The organism is Peterkaempfera podocarpi, assembly GCF_042466665.1.
GTDB classification, from domain to species: domain Bacteria; phylum Actinomycetota; class Actinomycetes; order Streptomycetales; family Streptomycetaceae; genus Peterkaempfera; species Peterkaempfera podocarpi.
Window position 1 is genome coordinate 6,047,183 of sequence record NZ_CP162102.1, and the last position, 21,292, is coordinate 6,068,474.

At 65.1% G+C, this 21,292-nt stretch carries 16 protein-coding genes and 2 pseudogenes; 9 read left to right on the top strand and 9 right to left on the bottom strand.

Translation table 11 applies throughout. The features are described 5' to 3' along the window. Positions 1–1,164: 1,164 nt before the first annotated feature. The gene (locus AB0761_RS26540) at positions 1,165–1,785 is read left to right on the top strand and encodes a hypothetical protein (RefSeq protein WP_377271644.1); all 621 of its coding nucleotides are present in this window, start codon (positions 1,165–1,167) and stop codon (positions 1,783–1,785) included. A gap of 344 nt (positions 1,786–2,129) precedes the next feature. Here the strand turns inward: AB0761_RS26540 and AB0761_RS26545 are convergent, their stop codons facing one another. Next, positions 2,130–2,696, bottom strand: a complete 567-nt coding sequence (locus tag AB0761_RS26545) for a hypothetical protein (protein ID WP_377271645.1) — start codon at positions 2,694–2,696, stop codon at positions 2,130–2,132. A 286-nt stretch (positions 2,697–2,982) separates the two neighbouring features. On the opposite strand from AB0761_RS26545, the gene AB0761_RS26550 reads away from it, so the two are divergent. Next, positions 2,983–3,636, top strand: a complete 654-nt coding sequence (locus tag AB0761_RS26550; RefSeq protein WP_377271646.1) for a DUF4328 domain-containing protein — start codon at positions 2,983–2,985, stop codon at positions 3,634–3,636. A 116-nt stretch (positions 3,637–3,752) separates the two neighbouring features. On the opposite strand, the pseudogene AB0761_RS26555 reads toward AB0761_RS26550, so the two are convergent. Together AB0761_RS26555 and AB0761_RS26560 are read right to left on the bottom strand one after the other, a co-directional pair. Continuing rightward, positions 3,753–4,109 (bottom strand): annotated as a pseudogene (locus AB0761_RS26555) (integrase core domain-containing protein); the annotation flags it as partial. A 171-nt stretch (positions 4,110–4,280) separates the two neighbouring features. Beyond that, positions 4,281–5,276, bottom strand: coding sequence for an SMI1/KNR4 family protein (locus AB0761_RS26560; RefSeq protein WP_377271647.1), 996 nt, complete (start codon positions 5,274–5,276; stop codon positions 4,281–4,283). A gap of 329 nt (positions 5,277–5,605) precedes the next feature. Between AB0761_RS26560 and AB0761_RS26565 the strand changes: the two are divergent. Then, a pseudogene (locus tag AB0761_RS26565) lies at positions 5,606–6,102 on the top strand (DUF4265 domain-containing protein). 82 nt (positions 6,103–6,184) lie between these two features. Here the strand turns inward: AB0761_RS26565 and AB0761_RS26570 are convergent. After that, a complete protein-coding gene (locus tag AB0761_RS26570) occupies positions 6,185–6,901 on the bottom strand; it encodes a hypothetical protein (RefSeq protein ID WP_377271648.1) in 717 nt (238 codons plus the stop codon). Between the two features lie 180 nt (positions 6,902–7,081). Then, on the bottom strand, positions 7,082–7,519 hold the full coding sequence (locus AB0761_RS26575; RefSeq protein WP_377271649.1) for a hypothetical protein: 438 nt from the start codon (positions 7,517–7,519) through the stop codon (positions 7,082–7,084). A 408-nt stretch (positions 7,520–7,927) separates the two neighbouring features. Here AB0761_RS26575 and AB0761_RS26580 point away from each other — a divergent pair, with 408 nt between their 5' ends. The 3 genes from AB0761_RS26580 to AB0761_RS26590 all read left to right on the top strand — a co-directional run bounded on the left by AB0761_RS26580 (position 7,928) and on the right by AB0761_RS26590 (position 12,293). Next, the gene (locus tag AB0761_RS26580; RefSeq protein ID WP_377271650.1) at positions 7,928–9,352 is read left to right on the top strand and encodes an IS1380 family transposase; all 1,425 of its coding nucleotides are present in this window, start codon (positions 7,928–7,930) and stop codon (positions 9,350–9,352) included. Positions 9,353–9,811: 459 nt separating this feature from the next. Continuing rightward, positions 9,812–11,515, top strand: a complete 1,704-nt coding sequence (locus AB0761_RS26585) for a fibronectin type III domain-containing protein (protein WP_377274338.1) — start codon at positions 9,812–9,814, stop codon at positions 11,513–11,515. Between the two features lie 562 nt (positions 11,516–12,077). After that, on the top strand, positions 12,078–12,293 hold the full coding sequence (locus tag AB0761_RS26590) for a toxin C-terminal domain-containing protein (protein ID WP_377271651.1): 216 nt from the start codon (positions 12,078–12,080) through the stop codon (positions 12,291–12,293). Positions 12,294–12,411: 118 nt separating this feature from the next. Here the strand turns inward: AB0761_RS26590 and AB0761_RS26595 are convergent, their stop codons facing one another. Then, positions 12,412–13,221, bottom strand: a complete 810-nt coding sequence (locus tag AB0761_RS26595; protein WP_377273905.1) for a transposase family protein — start codon at positions 13,219–13,221, stop codon at positions 12,412–12,414. A 1,154-nt stretch (positions 13,222–14,375) separates the two neighbouring features. Between AB0761_RS26595 and AB0761_RS26600 the strand changes: the two genes are divergently transcribed. From AB0761_RS26600 to AB0761_RS26610, 3 genes are all read left to right on the top strand, one after another. Beyond that, a complete protein-coding gene (locus AB0761_RS26600) occupies positions 14,376–14,960 on the top strand; it encodes an SMI1/KNR4 family protein (RefSeq protein ID WP_377271652.1) in 585 nt (194 codons plus the stop codon). A gap of 730 nt (positions 14,961–15,690) precedes the next feature. Continuing rightward, on the top strand, positions 15,691–16,902 hold the full coding sequence (locus AB0761_RS26605) for a DUF262 domain-containing protein (protein ID WP_377271653.1): 1,212 nt from the start codon (positions 15,691–15,693) through the stop codon (positions 16,900–16,902). Beyond that, positions 16,899–17,519 carry a hypothetical protein gene (locus tag AB0761_RS26610; RefSeq protein ID WP_377271654.1) on the top strand — a complete coding sequence of 207 codons (621 nt, stop codon included), beginning with the start codon at positions 16,899–16,901 and terminating at the stop codon, positions 17,517–17,519. Before AB0761_RS26605 ends, AB0761_RS26610 begins: the two co-directional genes overlap by 4 nt. Positions 17,520–17,732: 213 nt before the next feature. Here AB0761_RS26610 and xerC read toward each other — a convergent pair whose 3' ends face one another. From xerC to AB0761_RS26625, 3 genes are all read right to left on the bottom strand, one after another. Beyond that, the gene (gene xerC / locus AB0761_RS26615) at positions 17,733–18,878 is read right to left on the bottom strand and encodes a tyrosine recombinase XerC (RefSeq protein ID WP_377271655.1); all 1,146 of its coding nucleotides are present in this window, start codon (positions 18,876–18,878) and stop codon (positions 17,733–17,735) included. Further along, positions 18,878–19,069, bottom strand: coding sequence for a helix-turn-helix domain-containing protein (locus tag AB0761_RS26620; RefSeq protein ID WP_377271656.1), 192 nt, complete (start codon positions 19,067–19,069; stop codon positions 18,878–18,880). Before AB0761_RS26620 ends, xerC begins: the two co-directional genes overlap by 1 nt. Before the next feature lie 747 nt (positions 19,070–19,816). After that, a complete protein-coding gene (locus AB0761_RS26625; protein ID WP_377271657.1) occupies positions 19,817–21,292 on the bottom strand; it encodes an ATP-binding protein in 1,476 nt (491 codons plus the stop codon).

Sequence of the window (21,292 nt, forward strand, 5' to 3'; positions counted from 1 at the left end):
TCGGTGGCGAGCGCGAAAGGTCAACGCGTTCCGCCGCCGGCTCAGGAAAGAGCCTGCGACCGGCGTGACAGCAGCGATTGACAGCAACGCCCCCGCACAACGGCGGACGAAGGCACACGTCACAGGAAGTCGAGGACCAGGCGGGAGACCGCGAAAGAGCCACCGGCGACGCCTGCGGCATCACTGATGAGGGCCGGTGGACCTGCTGAAAGGCCGTATTCCTCGTCTCGTAGCTGCGATGCTGCTGAGCTTCGCCGCGCTCCCTCTAGTCGGCTGCGACCCAACCGACCCAGACAACGTCGACCCGATCACGCTGGTGAACGACACATCGAAGGTGGCCCACGTCTTCTGGTGCGCGAGCAACGGGGACAACGCATGCCGCGAGGAGTACAGCTTGGGAGTCATCCCCCAACGGGCGTCCCTTCAGGTGCACGTCTCATCCTACGAAGTACTGCTCCGCGTGAAGACAGGTACGGACCCAGGCCGCTATATCTGCGAAGACAACGCTCCCGGCAGTCGCATTGCTCTGAGCACGTCGTATCCGTCGACGAAGTCTGCGTACGACCACTGCGCTGACGCTACCTCCCCCACGTCCTCGCCCCGCTGAGGGGCGATGTTGAGCGTGCCCTGCATGCGGCTTCAACAGCGACAACACGGAGCGGGGCAGATTCGCGGCGTCGACCCCAGCGGTAGCGCCGTTATGCGGCCCTGATCAGAGCGTACGCCGAGACTCGAGACGGCCTCTGGAGCCGTGCGCAGCTACTCCGAGCTTGTGTGCGAAGATCCTGCCGCAGGAGGGGGAGGCGATGCCGCGACAATCGAAGCACCCTATCGATAGTCCGATCTGGATGGCGTTCTGCATGATCGGGTTCGGCTGGAACGCTGCGAGCCACGGAGGCTCCACGTGGGTTCGCGTCGGTGACTTGGTGCTCTGCGTTGTATGGGCTGTGCTTTTGGGGCGCTACATGGTCAAACGGCGCCGAAGGCGACAGCCGCCACACTCTGACATCAACGTCTGACATCAACGTCCCCGGACGTAGGCAACCGAGGGCCGACACCGGGGCACGAGCGACCGCCTGAAGACCTGGATTCCTGCAGGTCTTGCATAGCTACGTCCGAACTTGCAAAGCAGTGATCAATGAGCTGTACGGCTACCCTGCCAGCATGCGACAGCACGGCCGGTTTCGATGGCGCACCCGACTGCGCCGGCATCTCCCCTGGTTCCTCATAGAGCGAGGAGTGGCCGCCAGGGGTGCGGCCGACTGCGGAGCCCATGAGTGGTACAACCACGACGGCGTGATCGCGCGCTGCTACCACTGCGAGGTAGGGGAAGCCCCCTACGTGCCGCGACGCGAGCTGTTTCTCCGCGACGGGCTCAGCAGTGAGGAAGTCGTCCTTGCCCACCGGGAGACGCTGCACCTTCTGCGGAAGGACATCGAGACTGCCTGGGTGGACGCCTACAGCGACGCACCCTGGCCCGCAGAGGTCCTGCCGTTTTATGAGGAGGCCTTGCGCATCGGCACAAGCCGCGAGGCTCGCGGATTCGACCACGACCCCGGGATGGGGATCGACGTGGACATCCGAGACGACGCGCAGTTTGACCTCCTGGTGGCCCTCGCCCCGTACAGCATCCACGTGGAGGCATGGAGCCAGGACACCGCGGTGTACAGCGCCAGCGACACCGGCACCGGCCTATGCGTCACGCTCACTGCGGCTCAGGAGGCGGAGCTCGTCGTCCGACTCAGCTCCCATGGAATGACGTCACCCCTCCACGCCCTGAACTGAGCGAGCTTCGGCTGCTGTGTGGCAGTGGCGGCCAGAGGAGCGGCGGCTGGCGTTGATCGCGCAAACGTGGGCGTCGGAGGAATTGCCAGGATCGGGGTTGACCTCCACGGCCCCGCTAGAGCCCTGGCCACTTGTGGCTGTTGGTCCGCCGCAAGCGGCGAAGTGACCAGCTTCCCTTCCGCCGAGACTTTTCTGCCCGCCCGGTACCGCTATCCGACTTGGTTTGCGTGGCTGGACGGGGGCTCCGGCGCTGCCGACTGGGTTATGCGGCCTCCGGGCGTCCTGACGGCGTGTAGCAGTGAGGGCCCCGCGGGGTGGCGGGGCTCCTCATGCGCGGGATCTTGTCAGTGGTGGGTCGGCCACTGGCAGTGCACGTGCGTGTCGTGATTGGCGTCACCTGGCCCCAGGACGAGGTTCGCGCCGAGGTTCCTGCACGCCGCCATGAACGCCCGGTACGGAGCTCCTGTCCGCTTCCCGACGTGCTTGCCGTTGATGTAGTTCACATCCACGACGCGGCCCTTGTAGTGGGCGGAGTTGGGGCTGTGCCTGCCGCCCACGAACTCGCTGATGGTGAACGTGTAGTGGTACTGGTTGCGGAGTTTCAGCACGCCATTGAGCATCCGCGGGTCGAGGCCGACGCGGGCGCCGTGTGCGTGGCCCCACGGGCTGGTCTTGGCGGGGCGGCCGTTGGCGGTGTCGAGGAGGTTCTGCCGGGGGAGTGAGGCTGCGTCCTGGTGCTCGACGTGGGCGGTGGCGTAGCTGATTCCCTTGGTGTTGAGGATTTCGCGGGCGAGCCGGGCGGCGGCGCTGGAGGTGCGCGGCTGAGTGGTGTGGGCTGCGGCTGGGCCAGCGGCGAGGGCGATGGCGGCTGCTGTGGCGATGGCCGTTGTGCTGAGTCGGGTGTGTCGCACGGGGCTCCTTTGAGGTGGTGCGTTTGTTGGTCCGGATAGTGGATCAAGAGATCTGTCCGTACACCAAGTAACTTGTTGATCTACCACCTGAACGAGTGCACCCATTGCCCAAGGGTGACGCTGTCGCCACCCGAGGTGGACACCGGCCTGCATCCCGCGCGGCGGGGGCGGAGCTGTGAGCTATGCAACGAACGACAGGCTGAGGCGCGTGCCCAGCTTCTGCTTGTCCATGGGTTAAGATCCCGCGCTGGCCTGCGGAGAGTCCGATAAGGCGGGTTGGGGGCGCGTGGTGACCAAGACAGCGGGGCCGGTGGGCGGGCTGGCCCGGGCGACGTGCGGCATCCTGGCCGCATTCGTGTTGGTGAGTGTGGCGGCTGAGGTCGCGGCGTGGCACATGTACCAGGTAGAGCTGGCTCCGCTGGGGCCGCACCAGCCGGATGACGGCGAGTTCGGCCCGCGGATGATTGCCAACATGTGGTTCGGGAACCTGTCGGGCTCGTGCGGCGCGGCGTTTCTCGCGGCCGTGCTGCTGTTCATCGCCTGGCTGGCCAACATGCGCAGTCGTGCGGATGTGCTTTGGCCTGAGGGGCAGCGCCGTCACTCCGCTTGGTTGATCTTCGGTTGGCTGATTCCGATCGGGCGGCTGTTCATACCCAAGATGTACGTCAACGACTTGTGGGCCGCCGCCCAGCCGGATCTGCGGCGTCGTCGCGGGCATCCGTTGCTCGCCGTGTGGTGGCTCTCGGTCCTCGCCGCTGGCCACTGGGCCGTCGCCCCCTCAGCAGTGGAGCGAGCGGCCACGTCGCAGGATGTCTGCCGGGCGCTCCAGAAGGTGATGCTCAGCGACGGTCTGTGGATCGTCGCCGCCGCGCTGACGATCGGTGTTGTCTGGCGGCTGAGCGGCATGCTGGAACCCACCGTCCGGGCAGTCCCGGGGTAGGCGGGGCGCCTGCGAGGTCGGCTGACCCGGCGTAGGGGTTGAGGGATAGGGCATGGAGACGACGTAATCCCGCTCAGCGCGGAACCTGTCAAAAGGATCAAGGCAGGTAGTTCGGTCTAACGTTGTGCCGGGATCGGTGGTTCGTGGGGTTTCGGCTTGTTGATCCAGGCCGTTTCGGGGAGCTTCGGCGGCTCGGGTGGCTGGCGGACGAAGCGTTCGGGATGCTTCGCGTAGACGGCCTGGAGGACGTCGGCGCGCATCTCGCGGAGTTGTGCGGCGAGGCCGAAGTGCACGTCGTAGGGGGTGTGGAGCCCTATGCCGGAATGGCGGTGCTCCTGGTTGTACCAGGCGAAGAAGCGGGTGCACCACGTGCGGGCGTCCTCGAGGGAGCCGAAGCGTTCCGGGAAGTCATGCCGGTATCTCAGGGTTTTGTATTGGCTCTCGCTGTAGGGGTTGTCGTTGGAGCCGTCTGGCCCGCGACTACGAGACGCGCACCGACAGCTCGGAGGCGGTGATCCGGTGGTCAATGAGCATGGTCATGAGTCGCCGGCTCGCCCGGCGACCACGCTGATTCCACCGTGTTCAATCTCAGGCCAGGGGTTCGTAGAACGGACGGTCAGGTGCGAAGTTGCGAGAACATACCGTCACGTCCTCACCTCTGAGATAGCCAGCAACCATTCGCTGAACGTCATCTCATGGAGAGTCCAGGCCGGACTGTCAAGCTCCTGGACCAGGACGCGCCAGGGCGACGAGGGCCCATCTGGAACGCGAAGGAAAACCCATTCACCCGTCGTGGCCGACGCCACCGGCATCAACTCACCGGGGTTCGGCCCAACCGGACTGGGCAGGAACTCTGCCATGTCCTCCTCGCGCCACATCTCAAGATCCCCCCTGATGGTCTCTCCCAGACTGTGCAGAAGATGGCCGGCGGGGTGCTCCATGTACAACTGTCCGTTGATCTGGATCGAACCGTAGGCGTTCACGATCTCACGGAAGTCTGCGGGGAATTCGACACCAAATTCCCGCTCCATTTCGACCCATGGCGCCGTATCCGACCAGTTGAATCGGGGTTCACCCAACAGGGCTTGGATCTCTGAAAGCGTTGCCACCACTGGGCCCCCTCCACCAGGTTTCGGACGTCCTGGCCGGAACCCCCGCCCCAGTAGCCTATGGGGCGCTGACTCGCCTGGCGACCACGCTGAACATCCCTGGGCGTTCCTCGGCCAGCCAGCCCGGGCGACCAGGCGCTTCGCCTTCGACCGCACCCCCTCGATCTTTGCCGGAACCGCCTCCAGCCCGAGCGCCACGGCGAGTTGCCGACAGTCCATCGCCTCCCCGCCAGACCCGCTCCCACCGGTAAGGACATCCACGAGTCGGCGGTAGTCCGGCGCCAACGCATTGACATCGAGCCCGTCGCTCCACACCGGCACCACCGAACCAGGCACAGCCGCGGTGGTCCGCGCTGACTGCTCACCTGCCACTACGACCGGCGGCACCTCAGTACCTCCGCGGGACTCAGCCAGCACCAGTCCGACCGTCTCCCGGGCGATCACGTACCGCTCCCACGCGGCCTCCGCCTCCCGCAGCTCGGCCTGAAGAACTTCCACCTGCTGCCGAGCGACCCGCTCGTGCTCCTCCAACAGCCCCATCACGGACGGCATCCCAGGCCTTCGGCGAGGTGCGGGAGGCCTTTTTTGGCGTCCCATGGGAACGAATGGGAACGCGATGGTCGTCGTCGGTGGTCTCTCCCGGCGGGAAACGATGTGCCTCTGGCCGAGCTGGCCGGTGACGTTGGTGTCGGAGGTCTGGTACTGCGGACCCGGGTAGTTGAGGGTGCCGTCCGGATCTGGCGTCCGCGTCTGGGGGCCGGGCGGCCTTCCGGCAAGGGCAATGGACGCGGTGACGGCCCCCGTTCCACCAGCGAAGGGACTTTGCGGTCACTTGGCCCTGGTGGGGCATGATGTCCGGCATGCATGATGCGGCTGGAGAGCTGTCGACCGAGGCCGACCGAATCAAGGTGTGGTTCCGCTTCGTGCCTCGTGAGGGTTGGTTGCCTCAGGACACGGAGGGCCTGTGGGCCGTGAGGGTCAGCGATGACACCGCGCGGGTGGCGAACGTTGCCTTTCTCCAGGACGGAGTCGCTGAGGGAGACGTCGTCCGGTTCAGACCGACGCCGAGGGACTCCACTGGGCCATCGGACGAGTCAGCGCATCAGGTAACTGCGTTGTTCGAGTCGTTCCGATTCCTTCCGGCCCTTTGGGCCGTAGCCCCCAGGCCGTCCATGCCCGCCTCGCGGCATTCGACCTCGGAGGCGAGGTCTTCAGCGCGGACTTTCCGATGGTCGCTCTCACGGTGCCGGCGGACGCTGACTTCTCGGCGATCAAGGCCCTCCTCCGCCACGGCGAGAACGATGGCTGGTGGCATTACGAAGTCGGCTGCGGCAGCGATGCCTGGTGGAGTGCTTAACTCATCCTGGACGCGATCACCGCATCGCGGCGTCCCGCCCCAGAGGAGACAAGGAGGGGGCCTGTTCTCCGGGCCGGGAGCATCAAAAGGGCGGCTCACTCCCGCAGCCTTCTGCCCACGGGGCCGGGCCCTGCACCGCCTGCACGGCGTCTCTGTCCTCTCCCCAGGTCGCCAGGCCATAGGCCGTGATCGCCCGTTGGCTCCGGTTGTCGTCGGCGGCCAGCACCTCACGCATCAGCGGGGCGAGAGCTGCCCGGTGACGGAGCAGCTCGGGAGCGTCCAGGAGGGGGACGGCCGCGGCGATGGCCGCGGCCTGGACGGCGGGGTCGGGGTCGTGCAGGAAGCCGGACACGACACGGAAGAGAGCGGGACGCAGTGCCCGAACTGCGACGGATTCGGGGTGCTCCGCGAGACAGAGACCCAGGCGTGCCATCACCGACTCCGCCTCATTGCCGACCTCGGTGGCCACCGACCCCAACCAGTCCAGCAGAGCGGCACGCAGCGGATACGCCCCACCGAGTTCCCGGGCGGGGAGGGCGGTGGCGGTTCGGGGGTCGCCGAGGGCCGCTGCGACGTACAGGGCGGCGGGCACCGTCGCCGAGTAGATCGTGTTCTGATGGTGGACCGGGTCATGGAGATGCCGTAGGGCCCTGGCCTGCATACCGGGATCGTCCGCGAGCAACCCGACCAGCAGCCCCGGGCTCTCCGCAGCCGACCCACAGGCGTGCTCGAGCAAAGCCCAGTCGGTCCCCCCGACCAGTTCCCACGGATCCGGCTGCGGGCCATCCTTGATCGTCACACCCAGAGTATGGCGGGCTGCTCCAACCGCTGCCCCAACCACCGCACCCCTATAACCACCCTCGCCATCAGGCCGCCGAACACAGGCTGCCACCGGGCAGGGTCTACGCAGCGACTCGCGGCCACCGGCTGATCTTCGTCTGTCCACCCAACCGACGGTGATCAACGGTGGCCTGCCCTTTTACGCCACCCAGCAGTACAGGCCCTCGTCGCCCTGGCCGACGGCACGAGCCAGGTTGGCCAAGCCGCTCAGGATCCACACTGCGATCTCGGGATCGAAGACCTCGCCGTCTGCCGCCCGCTCAGCGACCCACAGCCGGCTGACCTCAGCGAGCCAGTGCTCGTCGGCGGTGCTCAGAGCGGCTTGAATGGTGCGGGAGACGAAGAGGACAAGTGGTCCCTCGCCGTCATCTGGGTCGGCAACCGTCTCAGGAACATCATCGTCAAGGACTTCTTCGAAGCTCCGACCGGTGAAGATGCTCTCCCATTCGATCAGGGCCTCCTCGACATCGAAATTGCCGAACGTCAGTGACTCGAAGACCTCATCGGGACCACCCTCCGCGACGGCAGCAGCGGCTTCGTGGTCGGGCGCCACGAAGAACTTGATGACGACGCTCACCAGGGCATAGTGCCTGCTCAACCCGCCCCGGTCTACCTACCAGCAGCCAGCAGAGCCCGTCATGCCTGCGATCACCCCAGCCGCATCCGACTGGCACCCCGCGCTCCACCAGGCCCAGCAACGAGATCGTGCTACGGGTCCACAGCGGGACTGGCGTGGGGCTGGCTTGATGGAGTCCGTGGAAGTGCGGCTGCTCCATGAAGGCCTTCGTTTCGCTCCCGGCGGCGCCTGCGCAGTAGCACTCGCCCTGGCCCTGCTCGCGCGAGCCGACCGGGTTGCCCTCACAGTTGGCCCCGGGTATTCAGCGGCTGAGGTGATCTGAGGCCGGATCAACAGAAGGTGCCCCGTGACCTGCAAGGATGTGAGTGTCGAGTTCATATCCAGTACGCAGGCAAGGACACCTTCTGGGTGAAGGTTATCGGGTGGGACGAGCGGCTGTCGGTCAAGGCCGACGGCAAGGGCATGGTCGGGCACGCGGGGGCGGCATTGCTGCGCCGGTGCGCGGACCGGACCGGGTTGACCGGGGTGTTGGGGAAGGTACTCCCACGAGGGACGGGGTCGGGCTGGCGCGATCGGGGCCAAGTGGTGGTGATGCTGGCGGTCGCCGTCGTGCTCGGGGCGAAGTGCCTGCTGGACGCTGAGGCACTGCTGGCCCACCAGAGCGCGCTGTTCGGGGCGCCGGCCTCGGACTCCACAATGCGCCGGGCACTGGCGGCGATGGACGAGAAGGTCCTCGCGAAGGTCGCCAAGGCGCGTGCGCGGATCCGCCGGCACGTGTGGGACCGGGTCGCGCTGCGGCCGGGCGGCTTCCCTTGGCTGAGCGTCGCGAGCAAGCGCCTTGCCGGCTGGATCGTCGTCGACATCGACGCCACGATCATCACCTCCGCATCCAAGAAGGCCGGGGCAGCTGCCACCTTCAAGCGGACGTTCGGTTTCCACCCGCTCGCCGCATGGTGCGCCAACACCCAGGAGTGCCTGGCCATGCTGCTGCGCGAGGGCAACGCGGGAGCCAACACCGTGGCCGACCACCTGCGCGTCCTGACCGACGCACTGCGGCAGATCCCGTACTCCTCCGCCGCGAAGATCCTCATCCGGATCGGCGGCGCGGGCGCCACCCACGACCTTCTCGACCACCTCGAAGCCCTCAACACCAAGCGCCGCACCGTGCGCTACCTGGTCGGCTGGAAGATGACCGACGCAGACGAACAGGCCATCGCCCTCCTCCCGGCCAAGACATGGAGCCAGACCCTCACCCAGGACGGCGACGCCGTGAACACGGCGCACGTCGCCGAGCTCACCGACCTGTCCACACGCCCGGGCTGGCCGGACGGCATGCGCCTGCTCGTGCGCCGCACCCGACCTTCCGCTCGGCAACTGAAGAAGCTCACCGACTTCGAGAAGAAGACCGGCTGGAGATACGCGATCACCGCGACGAACGTCCGCCACATGTGGGGTATCGCCGGCTCCCATCAGCCGCAGTGGCTGGACGCGCTGGCCCGGGCCCGAGCCCAGGTCGAGGACCGGGTGCGCTGCAACAAGGCGATGGGCCTGCACAACCTTCCCAGCCAGGACTGGACCGTGAACCGGGCGTGGATGCTCACCTGCAATCTCGCCGCCGACCTGGACGCCTGGACCCGCCTGCTCGGCCTGCACGACCACGCAGATCTTGCCGACGCCGAGCCTGCCACGATGCGCTACCGCCTCTACCACCTCCCGGCGAAGCTCACCCGCCACGCCCGCCGCCGTTGGCTCACCCTCTCCCGCACCTGGCCCTGGCACGACGCTTTCACCACCTGCTGGCAGCACCTCGGCAAGCTGCCCGTCCCGAGCTGACCGAACGCCACCACCACCACGACGAGGACAAGGAAGGAGCAAACAGAACCACTCCCGGAGCAGTGGAACCCGGGCGCAGCCGCAGCGACACGCGAAGGCCCCACCTGTGATCACGAGGGACAAACGGGGCGAACCGATCAGCCGATCAACGGCTCACGAACTCCGACGAATCGAGGTTGGTCGGGACTCCGCAATGGTGTAACTGCCAGGTGCCTGAGTTGACCGATTGATCCGTGTAGCCAGAAAAATGGCTGTGTTATCAGGGCTGGTTAGGGGTGTACAGTCCGTGCCCGGCGTGTCATCGGCCTCGCCCGATGCATGCGCCTCTGACGCTTTGTCACCCACTTCTCGGGCCCGCGTCACGCTGCGGGCCTGAGCCCGGGCCTGAAAGGGGCCTGCCACCAAGTGAAGACTGGTACCCGGTTCCGATCCGCGTGCATCGCGGGCGTCGTCGCAGCAGTGGGGGGTTTGCTCACCGCAACCCCCGCCTCGGCCACGGTCACCTGCACATCCCCGGTGTTCAAGCGCGAATTCTTCGCCAACACCACGCTCTCCGGCAAGCCGAAGAAGACCGACTGCGATGCGGCGATCAACCAATCCTGGGGCACGGGCGCTCCTGCCTCCGGGCTGCCGTACAACTACTTCTCCGTCCGCTGGACGGTCACCCGTGACTTCGGATCGGGCGGGCCCTTCACCCTCGCCGCCGAAACGCGGGACGGCATACGCGTGTACATCGACGGCGTCCGCAAGATCAACGTCTGGAAGAACGTCTCCACGACCCAGAAGAAGTCCGTCAACGTCACCATCCCGTCCGGCAAGCACACCCTGCGCATCGACTACGTCAACTGGACCGGCTCGGCCAACGTCAAGTTCAGCTACGCGCCCCGCACATCGGCCACCGTCGACAAGGTCAAGCCGCTCGCCCCCACGGGGGCCACTGCCGCCTACAGCGCCAGCACGATGAAGGCGACCATCAAGTGGGCCAAACGCCCGGAGATGGACCTGGCCGGCTACCGCGTGTACCGCCGCCCAGCAGGCTCCAGCACCTGGACACACATCGCGACCACCACCGCGATCAGCTACACCGACGCCCCGCCTGCCACAGGCCAGACCTTCTACTACGAGATCCGCGCGTACGACAAGGCCGGCAACACCTCCGCCGGAAGCGCCGACCGAGGCGTCACCACCCTTGACAAGACCCCGCCCCCCCGTGTCGCACCGCCGACCGTCACCATGGGAACCGACCGCACTCGGGAAAGCTACATCGTCAGCTGGAAACCCGTCACCGGAGCCGTCCGCTACCGGGTGCGCCGCCACCTGGCGGGGGAAAGCTGGTATGACCCGTGGCCCGTGGTTGCGACCACCACGGGCACCTCGATCACCAATTACGTGCCAGGCACGGGTGGCTCCGTTTTCTATCGCATCGAGGCCTACGACGCTGCCGGAAACTTCACACCCGCACAGGCCGGCGACGAGGGCTACGTCAACGCCTTCTGGGGAGCCCGGGCAACCGATGTCACCGTCTCCTACCAGGGTGACAACAACGCACTCCTGCAATGGACACTGCCCCAGGACACCTTCGCTATCCGATGGGACGAAGTTCGCCTTCTGCGCAGCGTCGGCACCCCATCGACGGAGGAGACAACACCACCGCAGTACTGCAGCCAGTTCTCGTACGTCGAAGATGGCGACCTACTTCGGTTCCGCTGCATCGCCGAGGTGACTCCAGGCGAGACCAACTTCTTCGCGGTGGAGCCGTACTTCTCCGAAACCTACCGCGCGATTCCCAGCGCCGTCGTTTCCGTCGCCGCTCCTGCCGCCCCGGCCCCTGCCACCAACTTCGCCGGTGCCATTGACGGGTACGGAGTCGACTTCAGCTGGACTGCAAGCCCGTCCGATGACGTCGACCACTACGAGCTGCACAGCGGCTTCTGGCACGCGCCGGGAGGCTACGCCACGCAGCCGACCGCCTCGATCGACGACGAGGGCACGTTCTACACCCTCATGAGCGTCGACGTTCCCGGCGACGCCACCAGCGTCAGGTGGCCGTACCTACTCACACAACAGGAGGACTTCGCGCTCGTCGCCGTCTCAAAGGACGGCACCAAGCTGTCGGTCGACCAGTCGCCACGGACAAGGATGTCGCCACCGACCGCTAGCTAGCACTTCAGCAAGTCTTCGACGTTTTGCCTGCTCAGAGGCTGTGTGGCGTGAGGGATAGGATGCGGCACGAAAAGCGCCACAAGAAGCAGTGGAAGAGATATGGAGCAATGTTCGGGTATCTGTACTTCAAGGCTGGAATCAATCCCTGCCATAACAGGTGGGAGATTGAGGCCAACCTCAAGGAAGGACATTACCCTTGCTAAGAGGATTGCGGTACCGACTGTGTGGGGGCCTTGCACTCCTGGGGTCGGCCGGATGCCTCGCTCCGTCAGACCCCGTCCCCTCCGCATATGAGGACGCCATCTGGCTGGGGGTCCTCTTCCGCCGACTGACGCCGGACGGTCTTGACCTGGTTTTCTGCGATGAGGGCTACACCTTCGATGTTCGTGTCCCGCTTCGGGCCGCCGAGGCCGGACTGGCAGAGCTGGTGGATGCGGCGATCTGAACACAGACGTTGAGGCCGGCGGGCTGTACGTCGCAGCGAAGCTCCTGGTAGACGGGTTCACGACCAAGATCGCCCGTTGTCCACCAGGAGCCGCCGACCAGCAAGCAAGCAGCTGATTTGGCGGATTATCTTGGCTATCGGGACACGGGGCAGCGCCTTAAAGGTCGGAAGATATTTACAAACGGAAAGACGTTCATATCTCAAGACATTGGCAACGGTGATGGTTCTCACAACGGAGGGACTTGGAAGATCGCAAATTCGATAAAGGCCCTAGGGGGCAAGTCCACGCGGGGGGCCACGACCGATGCCCTGCTCACTCCGATTGGATGCTGACTCCATGGCGCAAACCGAGAATAGTGATGAACGAGACATGTACTGGAGTGTGGTTTTCCCTGGCATGAGTGAGGGGCAGGCGCAATGGCTGCTGTCAGTGACGTTTTCTCAGCGGTGATCACTTCCAGATTCCGTTGAGGACGAGGGCGGCGCGGGCGATGTCGCCGATCCGGCTGGGGCTGATGGTGACGTGCTGCAGGGTGCGCCAGCGCTGCTTGAGCTCGGCTGCGGCGCGTTCGCCGAGGGCTCGGATGGCTCTGATCAGGCTGTTCGTGGTTCGCGTGTCGGTGTGCAGAGCTTGCTCGGACTGGCCCTTCGGGCGCCGGACCGGGATGAGGATGCCGATGCCGGCGCCAATGTAGCCCTTGTCGGCCAGGGTGGGCAGGCCATCGGCGGCCGCTTTGTACAGCGCCGGGAGGGCGTGGATGCGTGCGGCGGTGATGTCGGGGGTGGAGCCGGGCTCGACGTCGGAGACCCACAGCGGGGTGCCGTCGGGGGCGGCCAGGAACTGCACGTTGCCGCCGAATGCCTTGTGCTTCTGGCTGAACCACAGGTCGTTGCCGTTGTCGCGGACGCCGGCGAGGCGGTCCGATTCGATGAGCGTGCCGTCGAGGATCACGTGGGTCATGCCCTGGCGTCGGCTGCGGTCCAGGACCTCGTGCAGGTCGGGGGCCTGGTCGGCGAGGACGTCGATGCCTTCGTGCAGGTAGCGGTAGCCGGTGGCCTGGGAGACGCCGGCGTCGCGGGCCAGGCAGTGCACGCAGCCGCGCTCGCGGAACCAGCGCAGGATCAGCACAGCTTGGCGGAACGTGCCGAGCGCGCGGCTGCCGCGCGGGGTACCGATCTGCCGCCGGTGCGCGGCCAACAGGCGCGAGAGGTAGTCCACGACGTGGCGCGGGACGTCGAGCGTGGCAACATAGGTGACCAACGTGAAGCCTCTGGTGGTTGCGGACATGATCTTGTGGTGAGACCTGTCCTACCAGGGGCTTTACGTCTGTCCGCAGCCGGGCCCAGCTCGCCCGGCCTGTTCACACATGCGGTAGTTCACGCCGCTACGCGTAGATCATTTCGCTGAGAAAACGTCAGTGGCCGAAGAGAGTCAAGGCGAGCTTCTCGGGTCGGCTGTCGACCCTGCCTACTTTCTTTCCCTTCACGTGGACCGATATTCAGCTGAGGTCATGAAGGAAGCTTTTCTCCTATTGGAATCAAGCGATTGCAGTATCGAATCCAAGGGAATTGCTCGGGGGTTGCTAGAGGCTGTCGATGACTGGCTCGATGCTGGCGGGAGATACCTGGAGGAGTGAGAGTATTAGACCTCAACGCCGCCGCTCATCGAGAGTGGCAGCAATGGGAGACGAGGCATCCTCTCCTCGCGCACTCCAGCTGGCGAATTTGTGCTGGCGCCCACGTCAGCAGTGGGCCGGGTGGCTCCGTCTGGCCCACACTGGGCATTCTCCTACCGGCCTTCGGTGGGCTATCAGCCGGACGTGTGTCCGGTGCCGTTGCGGCCGCTGCACAGACCGTCGCCTCCGCAATTGTCGCACTTCTTGGGTTGCGTGGTTAAGGGGTCTTATGGGCGGCGGCTCGCAGCATATGATCCGCCGCCCTCTCGGACACTCCATGCACGGCTTGGCGGTCCGGCGAGCGCCGCGGCCGGTGGCACCAGTGAACCGGGTTGTCCTGGAAGGCCAGAGCAACCAGACACGGCTGCGCACGCCGCTCTGGTAGGCCACACACGGCTGCTCCGGTGGGAAAACGCGCAGGTGGGTGGGACGGTGAGTGGCTCGGGTCGGGGCTGCGGTGCCCCCGCAGCCGGGCAGCAGCGGTCACAAGACGCTGCCGCTTAGGGCATGGCGTTCTGCGGACAGCCACGTAGTGGCGGGCCGCCAGGCCGCGGTCCAGCGTTTCGCCAATCCTCAAGCAGCTGAGCATCGACGTGGGCGGCCTGAATGTCAGACCGGAGCGACGTGACCACGTCGAGCATGAGCCGTCACTGACGTGCAAGTTACCATTCGCGGGCCACAGGTGGCTGGCCTCCGAGGGCACTACCTCGTACGAGCGGGAGCACATATGCACTGGGCTGTGGAAGAACTGCTCACGCGGATGGAGCCGCCCGCGTCGGGCGGGGACACGGTTGACTGGGACGAGGTCCGGTCGACCTGCGGGTTGGTGCTGCCCGCCGACTACCGCGATTTCGTGGGCTGCTATGGGGGCGGCGGAATGGACGACTTCCTCTCCGTCCTGACGCCCCCAGTGGAGGACTCCCTGTACGGCACACTGTTGCACGGCGTACCCCTCATGGACGAGTACGCGGCGGACTGCGCAGCGGAGCGGCCGGGCGCGCCGGCAGGCGGGCTGCTCCGGTGGGGCTCGACCTCCACCGCGGACGACGTCTTCTGGCGGTGCGGGTCCCAGGATCCCGAGCAGTGGACCACGGTGGTCAGCCGCCGTCAGCATGGCTTCCGCGAGAGCCCGTGGCTGGAGTTTGATTGCGGCATGGCGGAGTTCTTGGTGAGGCTCGTGCGCGGAGAGTTGCCCAACCTGTTCGGTCAGAGCGGCTTCCCGCACCCCCACCCGGAGTATCAGGGATGGCGAGAGGAGGAGCAGGTGGACTTCGACGGGGCCTGGGGCGAGTCCGGCTCCTGGCCGGATGGACCCATGCTCTGATCTCAGCACGCCGTGGTTCCATCCCGGTCAAGGTAGTCTTCTGGGCGATAACCTCGAGTGGCCCGCGCGTTTAGCGGAGGAGCTCGGGCTCCGCTGCGAGGGGCATGCCGTCGGTCCACTCCAAAACCTCAACGGTGCTCACCGGTTCGTGGGAATGCCGTCGCCTCGGCCAGGCCGTAGACCTTCACCCGGAGAGGCCTTCAGGAGTTCCCATGGGAACGTCATGGGAACGGAAGGATGGAGAAGGGCCGTGAAAGTCGGAGCAAGGAGGGTGTACGCGTCTCCCGATCCAACCCCTCTGAGCTGCGAGGACGGTTATCATCGAGCAAGACCGAGAATGATCACCAAAGTGTTGGTCACTCTTACAAAGCAGGGGTCGGCGGTTCGAAACCGTCTGCGCCCACCCCACTTGACCAGCGCAAAGGCCCCGGACCGATCATGGTCCAGGGCCTTTGACGGTAGAAGGTGACGGCAGTGGTCAGCCGGCCTGCCGCCGGCACTTGATTCGGCGCACAAGCCGGGGCATCCAACAGCCAAGACCTCCCGTCGGGGGCACCACGCAGAGCCAGGACTCCGCGAGCCCAGAGCAGCAGATGGCACAGCCACGCAGTTCGCCGTTGCCCACCGGTAATCTCACCCAACCAGCCCCCTCCTAGATCTCGCGGCGCTAGACTCCTTGCCTAGGCTTGGTCAGCCTCTTAAACGCGATTCTTGAATAAGCGGAGGGCAAGTGACAGACGGTCAGAATGATCCCCTTGAAGAGGCCGGGCTCCTCGGGGAGGAGATTGAGTCAATCGGCGAAGAAGAGGATTCGGATCTTGAAGGTATCTCCGAATTCGACTTCGCCGAGACTTCTTTGGCCCCCACGGACTGGACCGTCGAAACAATTCTGAGCCAGTTGAAGGACACTGCTCTCGATCTTAATCCGGACTTCCAAAGGCGCGATGCGTGGACAGTGGCGCGCAAGAGTAAGTTTATTGAGTCGCTGATGCTCGGGCTTCCCGTTCCTCAGCTTGTTCTCGCCGAAGAAGACCCAGACGACGGAACTTACATCGTCATCGATGGCAAGCAAAGGCTGATTACGCTTGAGAAGTTCTTTGATGACAAAGAAGGATTCAAGCTCGTCGGCCTTTCAGCCCTGGAGCATCTGAACGGCCTGACGTGCACTCAACTCTCAGAAGATCCTGTTCACAAGAAGTACGTTCGCCGTCTCAAGAATCGCACGATTCGAACGGTCGTAATTCGAAAGTGGCCAAGTAATTCATTTCTTCATTTGGTCTTCCATCGCCTGAATCATCAGACTCTTCCGCTCTCGCCCCAAGAACTTCGCCAGGCTCTCTCGCCGGGACGCTTCACGACATTTGCTGACCGATATGCGGCCGAGAGTCGCCAGATCAATTCGCTCCTGGGGATCTCCAAAGCCGACTTCCGTATGCGTGACGTCGAACTCTTGGTTCGCTTCATTGCTTTTAGGTTTCGGATTGCTGAATACTCGGGAAACCTGAAGAAGTTTCTCGATGACGCATGCGAAGTGCTGAATGGTGATTGGATCACCAAAAAGGATGAGGTTGAGGCAGCAGCGGCGAGCTGTGACAACGCTATCGATATAACGCGCGAGATCTTCGACAAGGACGCCTTTCATCGGTATACCGCGGGAGGTTACGAGCGCAGGTTCAACCGGACGGTTTTCGACATCATGGCCTTCTACTTTTCCAGTTCAGAGATCGCAAGCGCTGCACTGGATAGACGTGTTGCAGTGAAGCGTGAGTTTGAGCGCCTGAGCCTCGAAGATTCCGACTTTGCCGACTCGCTCAAGTCCACCACGAAAACGCTGGACGCCACCAGTCGGCGTTTCCGCGTCTGGGGAGAGGCTCTAAGCAGGGTCCTCGACCAATCCTTCCCCATCCCTCACCTTGAGGGGAAGAGGATCAGTTACCCGTGACCAAGGCGGAGAAGCTTCTTTCGAAGCTGCATCGGAGGCTTAGGGAGCTGGAAGTTCTACTCCCGGAGGAAACTCGAAAGAATATTTACCCTCGCGATGAGCAAGACTCCATGCTGGGGTACCGTCTTCTGTGTCATGCCGAGTTCGAGGGATTCATAGAAGCGCTAGTGAACCTGGCGGTTGAAGAGATATGGGGAACGGCGAGGAAGACGGGAAATGTGACATCAGCAGCGCAGGCCATGCTTGACTTCAAGGATAAGTGCGATTTTCCGCCAACTTCGGTTTCTCAAAAGGAGAAGAAAGGCCCCATCGAACGCCTCTTTGGAATAACTGGCGATCTGGGGGGTAGGGCAAGAAGAAACAACGGCGTAACTGAAAAGGACATCCTAAATCTTTTCCTCCCACTGGGGATCGACCACGCAGCCTTCGATGCCTCTTGGCTTGATACGATGACTGCATTTGGCAAGTCGCGAGGAAATGTCGCTCATAATTCCTGGGAAAATCATTCCCAATATGACACCACGCCGGCCAAGGAAAAGGATGCTGTCGGCTATGCATTGATGGGAATGGAAAGTCTCGTGGTGTTTGTGGATGAGATCATTAGTAAAAATATATAATGCCTCGATGAAAATGTCAGCCGCTGCTCAGGCCCTGGTCCCTGAGCCGGAGGAATACTTCCCGGCTCAGGGACCAGGGCCTTTGCGTCCCTGAGACGCACTCGGGCCCTACTTGAGCTCAAAAACGGCGCCCCTTGAGGTGGGTTGTTGCAGCACCCCTGGGACGCAGGATCCAGGTGGAGAACCTTTGACGGCAGAAGGTGACGTAACGGCTCAGTTGGTCGGGCGCCGTCGCTTCAGGATTCGGTCCATGTGGCCCATGGCCTCACGGCGGTTGTCGTCGGACACGTGGGTGTAGATATTCATGGTTACCGCGATCTGTGAGTGACCGAGGATCTCCATCACCACTCGCGGTGCGACGCCGGCGGCGAACAGCAGGGTTGCGCATCCGTGCCGGGTGTCGTGGAGGCGGATGCGGGGGAGCCCGGCGTCTGCCGAGATCCGCTCGAAGGAACGGCTGAGGTTCCGCGGTTCGATGGACCGGCCGCTTCGGGTGGTGAAGACGTAGTCGCCTCCCTGCCAGTCGGCCCCAGCGGCCCGTTGCTGCGCGGACTGCCGCATCCGCTGCCAGCGCAGTGGGGCGATGCACATCAGCGGCAGGGGGATGATGCGCGTCCGCCTGTTCTTGGTGCTGTCGGTGTACAGCTCGCTCCGCACCCGCTGGAGCTGGAGCCGGACCGCTAGCGTGCGGCGGTCCAGGTTGATGTCGCTCCAACGCAGGCCCAGAATCTCACCGCGCCGCAGCCCGAGTGCCACGGCCAGCACGAAGGCCGTGTGGAGCGGGTCCGCCCGGGTCGCCTCCAGGAACGCCAGGGTCTCCTCCAGATCCCACAGCTTTGTCTCGCGGGCCTCGACACGCGGCGCCGGGACCAACTGCACCACGTTGCGGCTGACCAGCTCCTCTCGGCACGCCGCCGTGAGGGCGCTCCGCAGGACGCGGTGCGACTCCTTGGCCGTTGCAGACGACGCCCGTTTGGAGACCTCCGCGACCATCCGCCGCACGTCTGCTGTGCTCAGAGTCTCCAGTCGCTTGGAGCCCAACAGTGGCAGGAGGTAGAGACGCAGGTGCGTCTCGTATTTGGCGTAGGTCGTCCGCTTGCGCTCCGGCCGGACGAACTCCTCCAGCCAGTAGGGGAGCCATTCGGAAAGCTTGGCGGAGCGGGTAGGCGTCGGGATGCCCTGGCGGTCGCGGCGGACCAGTTCTTGACGCTTGGTGTCGCACTCTTCCCAGATGCGGCCGTAGACGGTCTTGCGCTTGCGGGTGCCGTCGGGCTGGGGGACGTAGACGCGTGCCTCGTACCGGCCGTCGGTGCGCTGCCAGATGCTGCCAGCGCCGTTGGGGTTCCTCTTGCGGGCCATCAGGCGGCGTTCTCCTCAGTCTTGTTCCTCATGTAGGTGGCGAGGCATTCCGCGGGGATGCGGCGGCAGCGGCCGGCCTTGAAGCTCGGCAGCTCGCGGGAGCGGATCAGGTCGTAGACGGCGCTGCGGCTCAGACGCAGGGCGGCCATGACTTCCGGGACAGTCAGAGCCTGGGGTGCGGCGGTGATCACTGCTGCTTCTCCTCGGTGGGCGGGACAGCGGCGGGACGCGGCGGGAGGGGAGCGCAGGCAGGCGCGGCCAAGCCCTGCCCTTTTCTCTCCCAGGAATCCGCTACTGCCGCTACCGTGCAGGTCAGGGGGCGTGATCGAAGTAGCGGATTGGGTAGCGGTAGCGGATTTGGTGCCGCTACCGGCGCGTGGCGGCAGCGGCGGGACGGGTTACGGCAGGGTGGCCGCCGCGGTGGCGTCGGCGCGGGTGTCGAGTTGAGCGGAACGCGTTCGGCTTATGTGGTCCTCGGAAGTCGACTCACGTCACTGTTGGTTTCGGGGGCTTCTCGGGAGTCCTGGTCTGTCCGAGGTGCGGGATTCTGCGTCATTGCGTCATCTGCGTCATTCGGTCTTTTGACCTGCGGCTTTGTATGACGCGGCGGCGAGGGGCCGCGTCATCGGTGCGTCATGGGTGACGGAGTCCATGACGCAGATGACGCAGGATGACGCAGGCGCGGTCGTCTGCGTCATGCTTGTCGCCGCAGGTCAGGTGCTGTTTTTCGGCCCTCATGACGCAGATGACGCAGCGTCTTCCCTCTTAGGACAAAAGAGGGGGTGCCTGTTGTGGTGCGGTGCCGCTCGCGCGTGAAGAAGGAGCCGCTGCGCGGCGCGACCCTGGGGCGGCGCGTTGCGCCGAACAGCAAGAAGAGCACGCGCGGCCGGGGGTGCTCTTCTTGCTTGTCCGGGGGGCGGTCGTGCGCAGCACGGGGGTCAGAACATCCGTTTCTGCTCGCTGGGCGGCGGGGCCGGTTGGCGGGTCATTTCGAGGTAGCGGCCCTCGCTGGTGCGGCCTGAGTCGATGAGGACCCCTCGGGCGGCGAGGGTGGGCTGAAGGCGCTTGAGTCGATCGGAGAGGACCTTTCCCGTGGTCGGCCAGCCCTTGGGCAGTGGACGGCAGTCGTCGCCGCTGTGGAGGCTGCTGAGGAGGTGCAGCCATTCGGTGGAGGTCATCCGTTGTTCTGCGCCCGGATCGAGGGTGTTGGCGTGCTTGAGGACGGTCTGGGCGAGGAGGTCGCCTTCGATGACGTCGTCGTTGAGGTCGTCCAGGCTGGCGCGGTAGGCGGTGAGTGCCCCGAAGCCGGTCGCGGCGTCGAGTTGCGCGCACAGGTGCGCGAAGTCGGCCATCCGCAGGTCGGTGGGGGTCTCCGCTTCGGCGGCGCGGACCTTGACCGTGAGGTCGAGGAGGGACCCGAGGACGATGGGCAGGATCTCTGCGTACTCCGCCCACAGTTCCGCCTCGGTGCGCCGGACGGTGGGGCGTTCCAGGCGCAGCGGCAGGAGGCGTTCGGCGAGGTCGGGTCGGATGACGCCGACGTCGATGCCGGTGAGGAGGAGGGGGCGGCGGTAGCGGGCGCGGAAGACGTCCCCGTCGGTGAACAGGGCGCGTTTGACGTTTTCGGCGCCGGTGACGATGCAGCACATGGCGTCGGACAGGTCCGGGGTCATGTGGGAGAGGTTGTCCAGGGCGGTGACCCATCCGGCCGCAACTGCCGCGATCAGGTTCTCTTCGTCCTTGGGGGCGCGGCGCAGGTCGCTGCTCATGCCCTCGACGATCCTGATGAGCATCCGGCCGCCGGTGGATTTGCCTGCGCCTTGGGGGCCGGTGAGGAAGGGGGCGGGGACGGGGACGGAGGGTCCGAGGCAGCCGATCAGCCAGGCGAGGGCCAGGCATTCGGTCTCGGCGTTGGCGAAGTTGCAGAGCCTGAGCAGGAGGTCGATGCCCTTGCCGTCGGTGTCCTTGGCCGGCACCGGGAGTTCGCCGGTGAGCTGGGTGCGTCGCCAGCACACCTCGCGGGGGTCGGGAACGGTGATGTTCCAGCCGGTGGGGTGGATGCGGATGGACTGCCCGTCGTTGCGGCCCAGGTCCAGCCACGTCGCCTGGTCGAATCCGGGCGCGACGCGGATGTGGACGGGCTGCACGTCCTCGGACAGCGCGAGTGCTTCGATCAGGTCGAGCGCTTCCTTGAGGGCGGTTCCGTTGAACACGCCGCGCCCGTCCTTGAAGAGGCCGACCATGAGTTCCTGGCGGTGGCTGCCGGTGGTGCCCTGGGAGCGGATCGGGCGGGCGACGGGGTGGCCGTTCTTCTGTGCGTACACGGTGCCGTCGGCGGTGCGGAAGTACCGGAAGTGGGCCCGTGCATAGTCGGTGATGACTTCGCGGGCGGGGTTCTTCTCGTCGTCGGCCAT

What these genes read in the sequence shown, in the direction of transcription:
- AB0761_RS26625 (WP_377271657.1), bottom strand. Translation starts at nt 21,292, where the DNA reads ATGGCCGACGACGAGAAGAACCCCGCCCGCGAAGTCATCACCGACTAT.
- xerC (WP_377271655.1), bottom strand. Translation starts at nt 18,878, where the DNA reads ATGGCCCGCAAGAGGAACCCCAACGGCGCTGGCAGCATCTGGCAGCGC.
- AB0761_RS26540 (WP_377271644.1), top strand. Translation starts at nt 1,165, where the DNA reads ATGCGACAGCACGGCCGGTTTCGATGGCGCACCCGACTGCGCCGGCAT.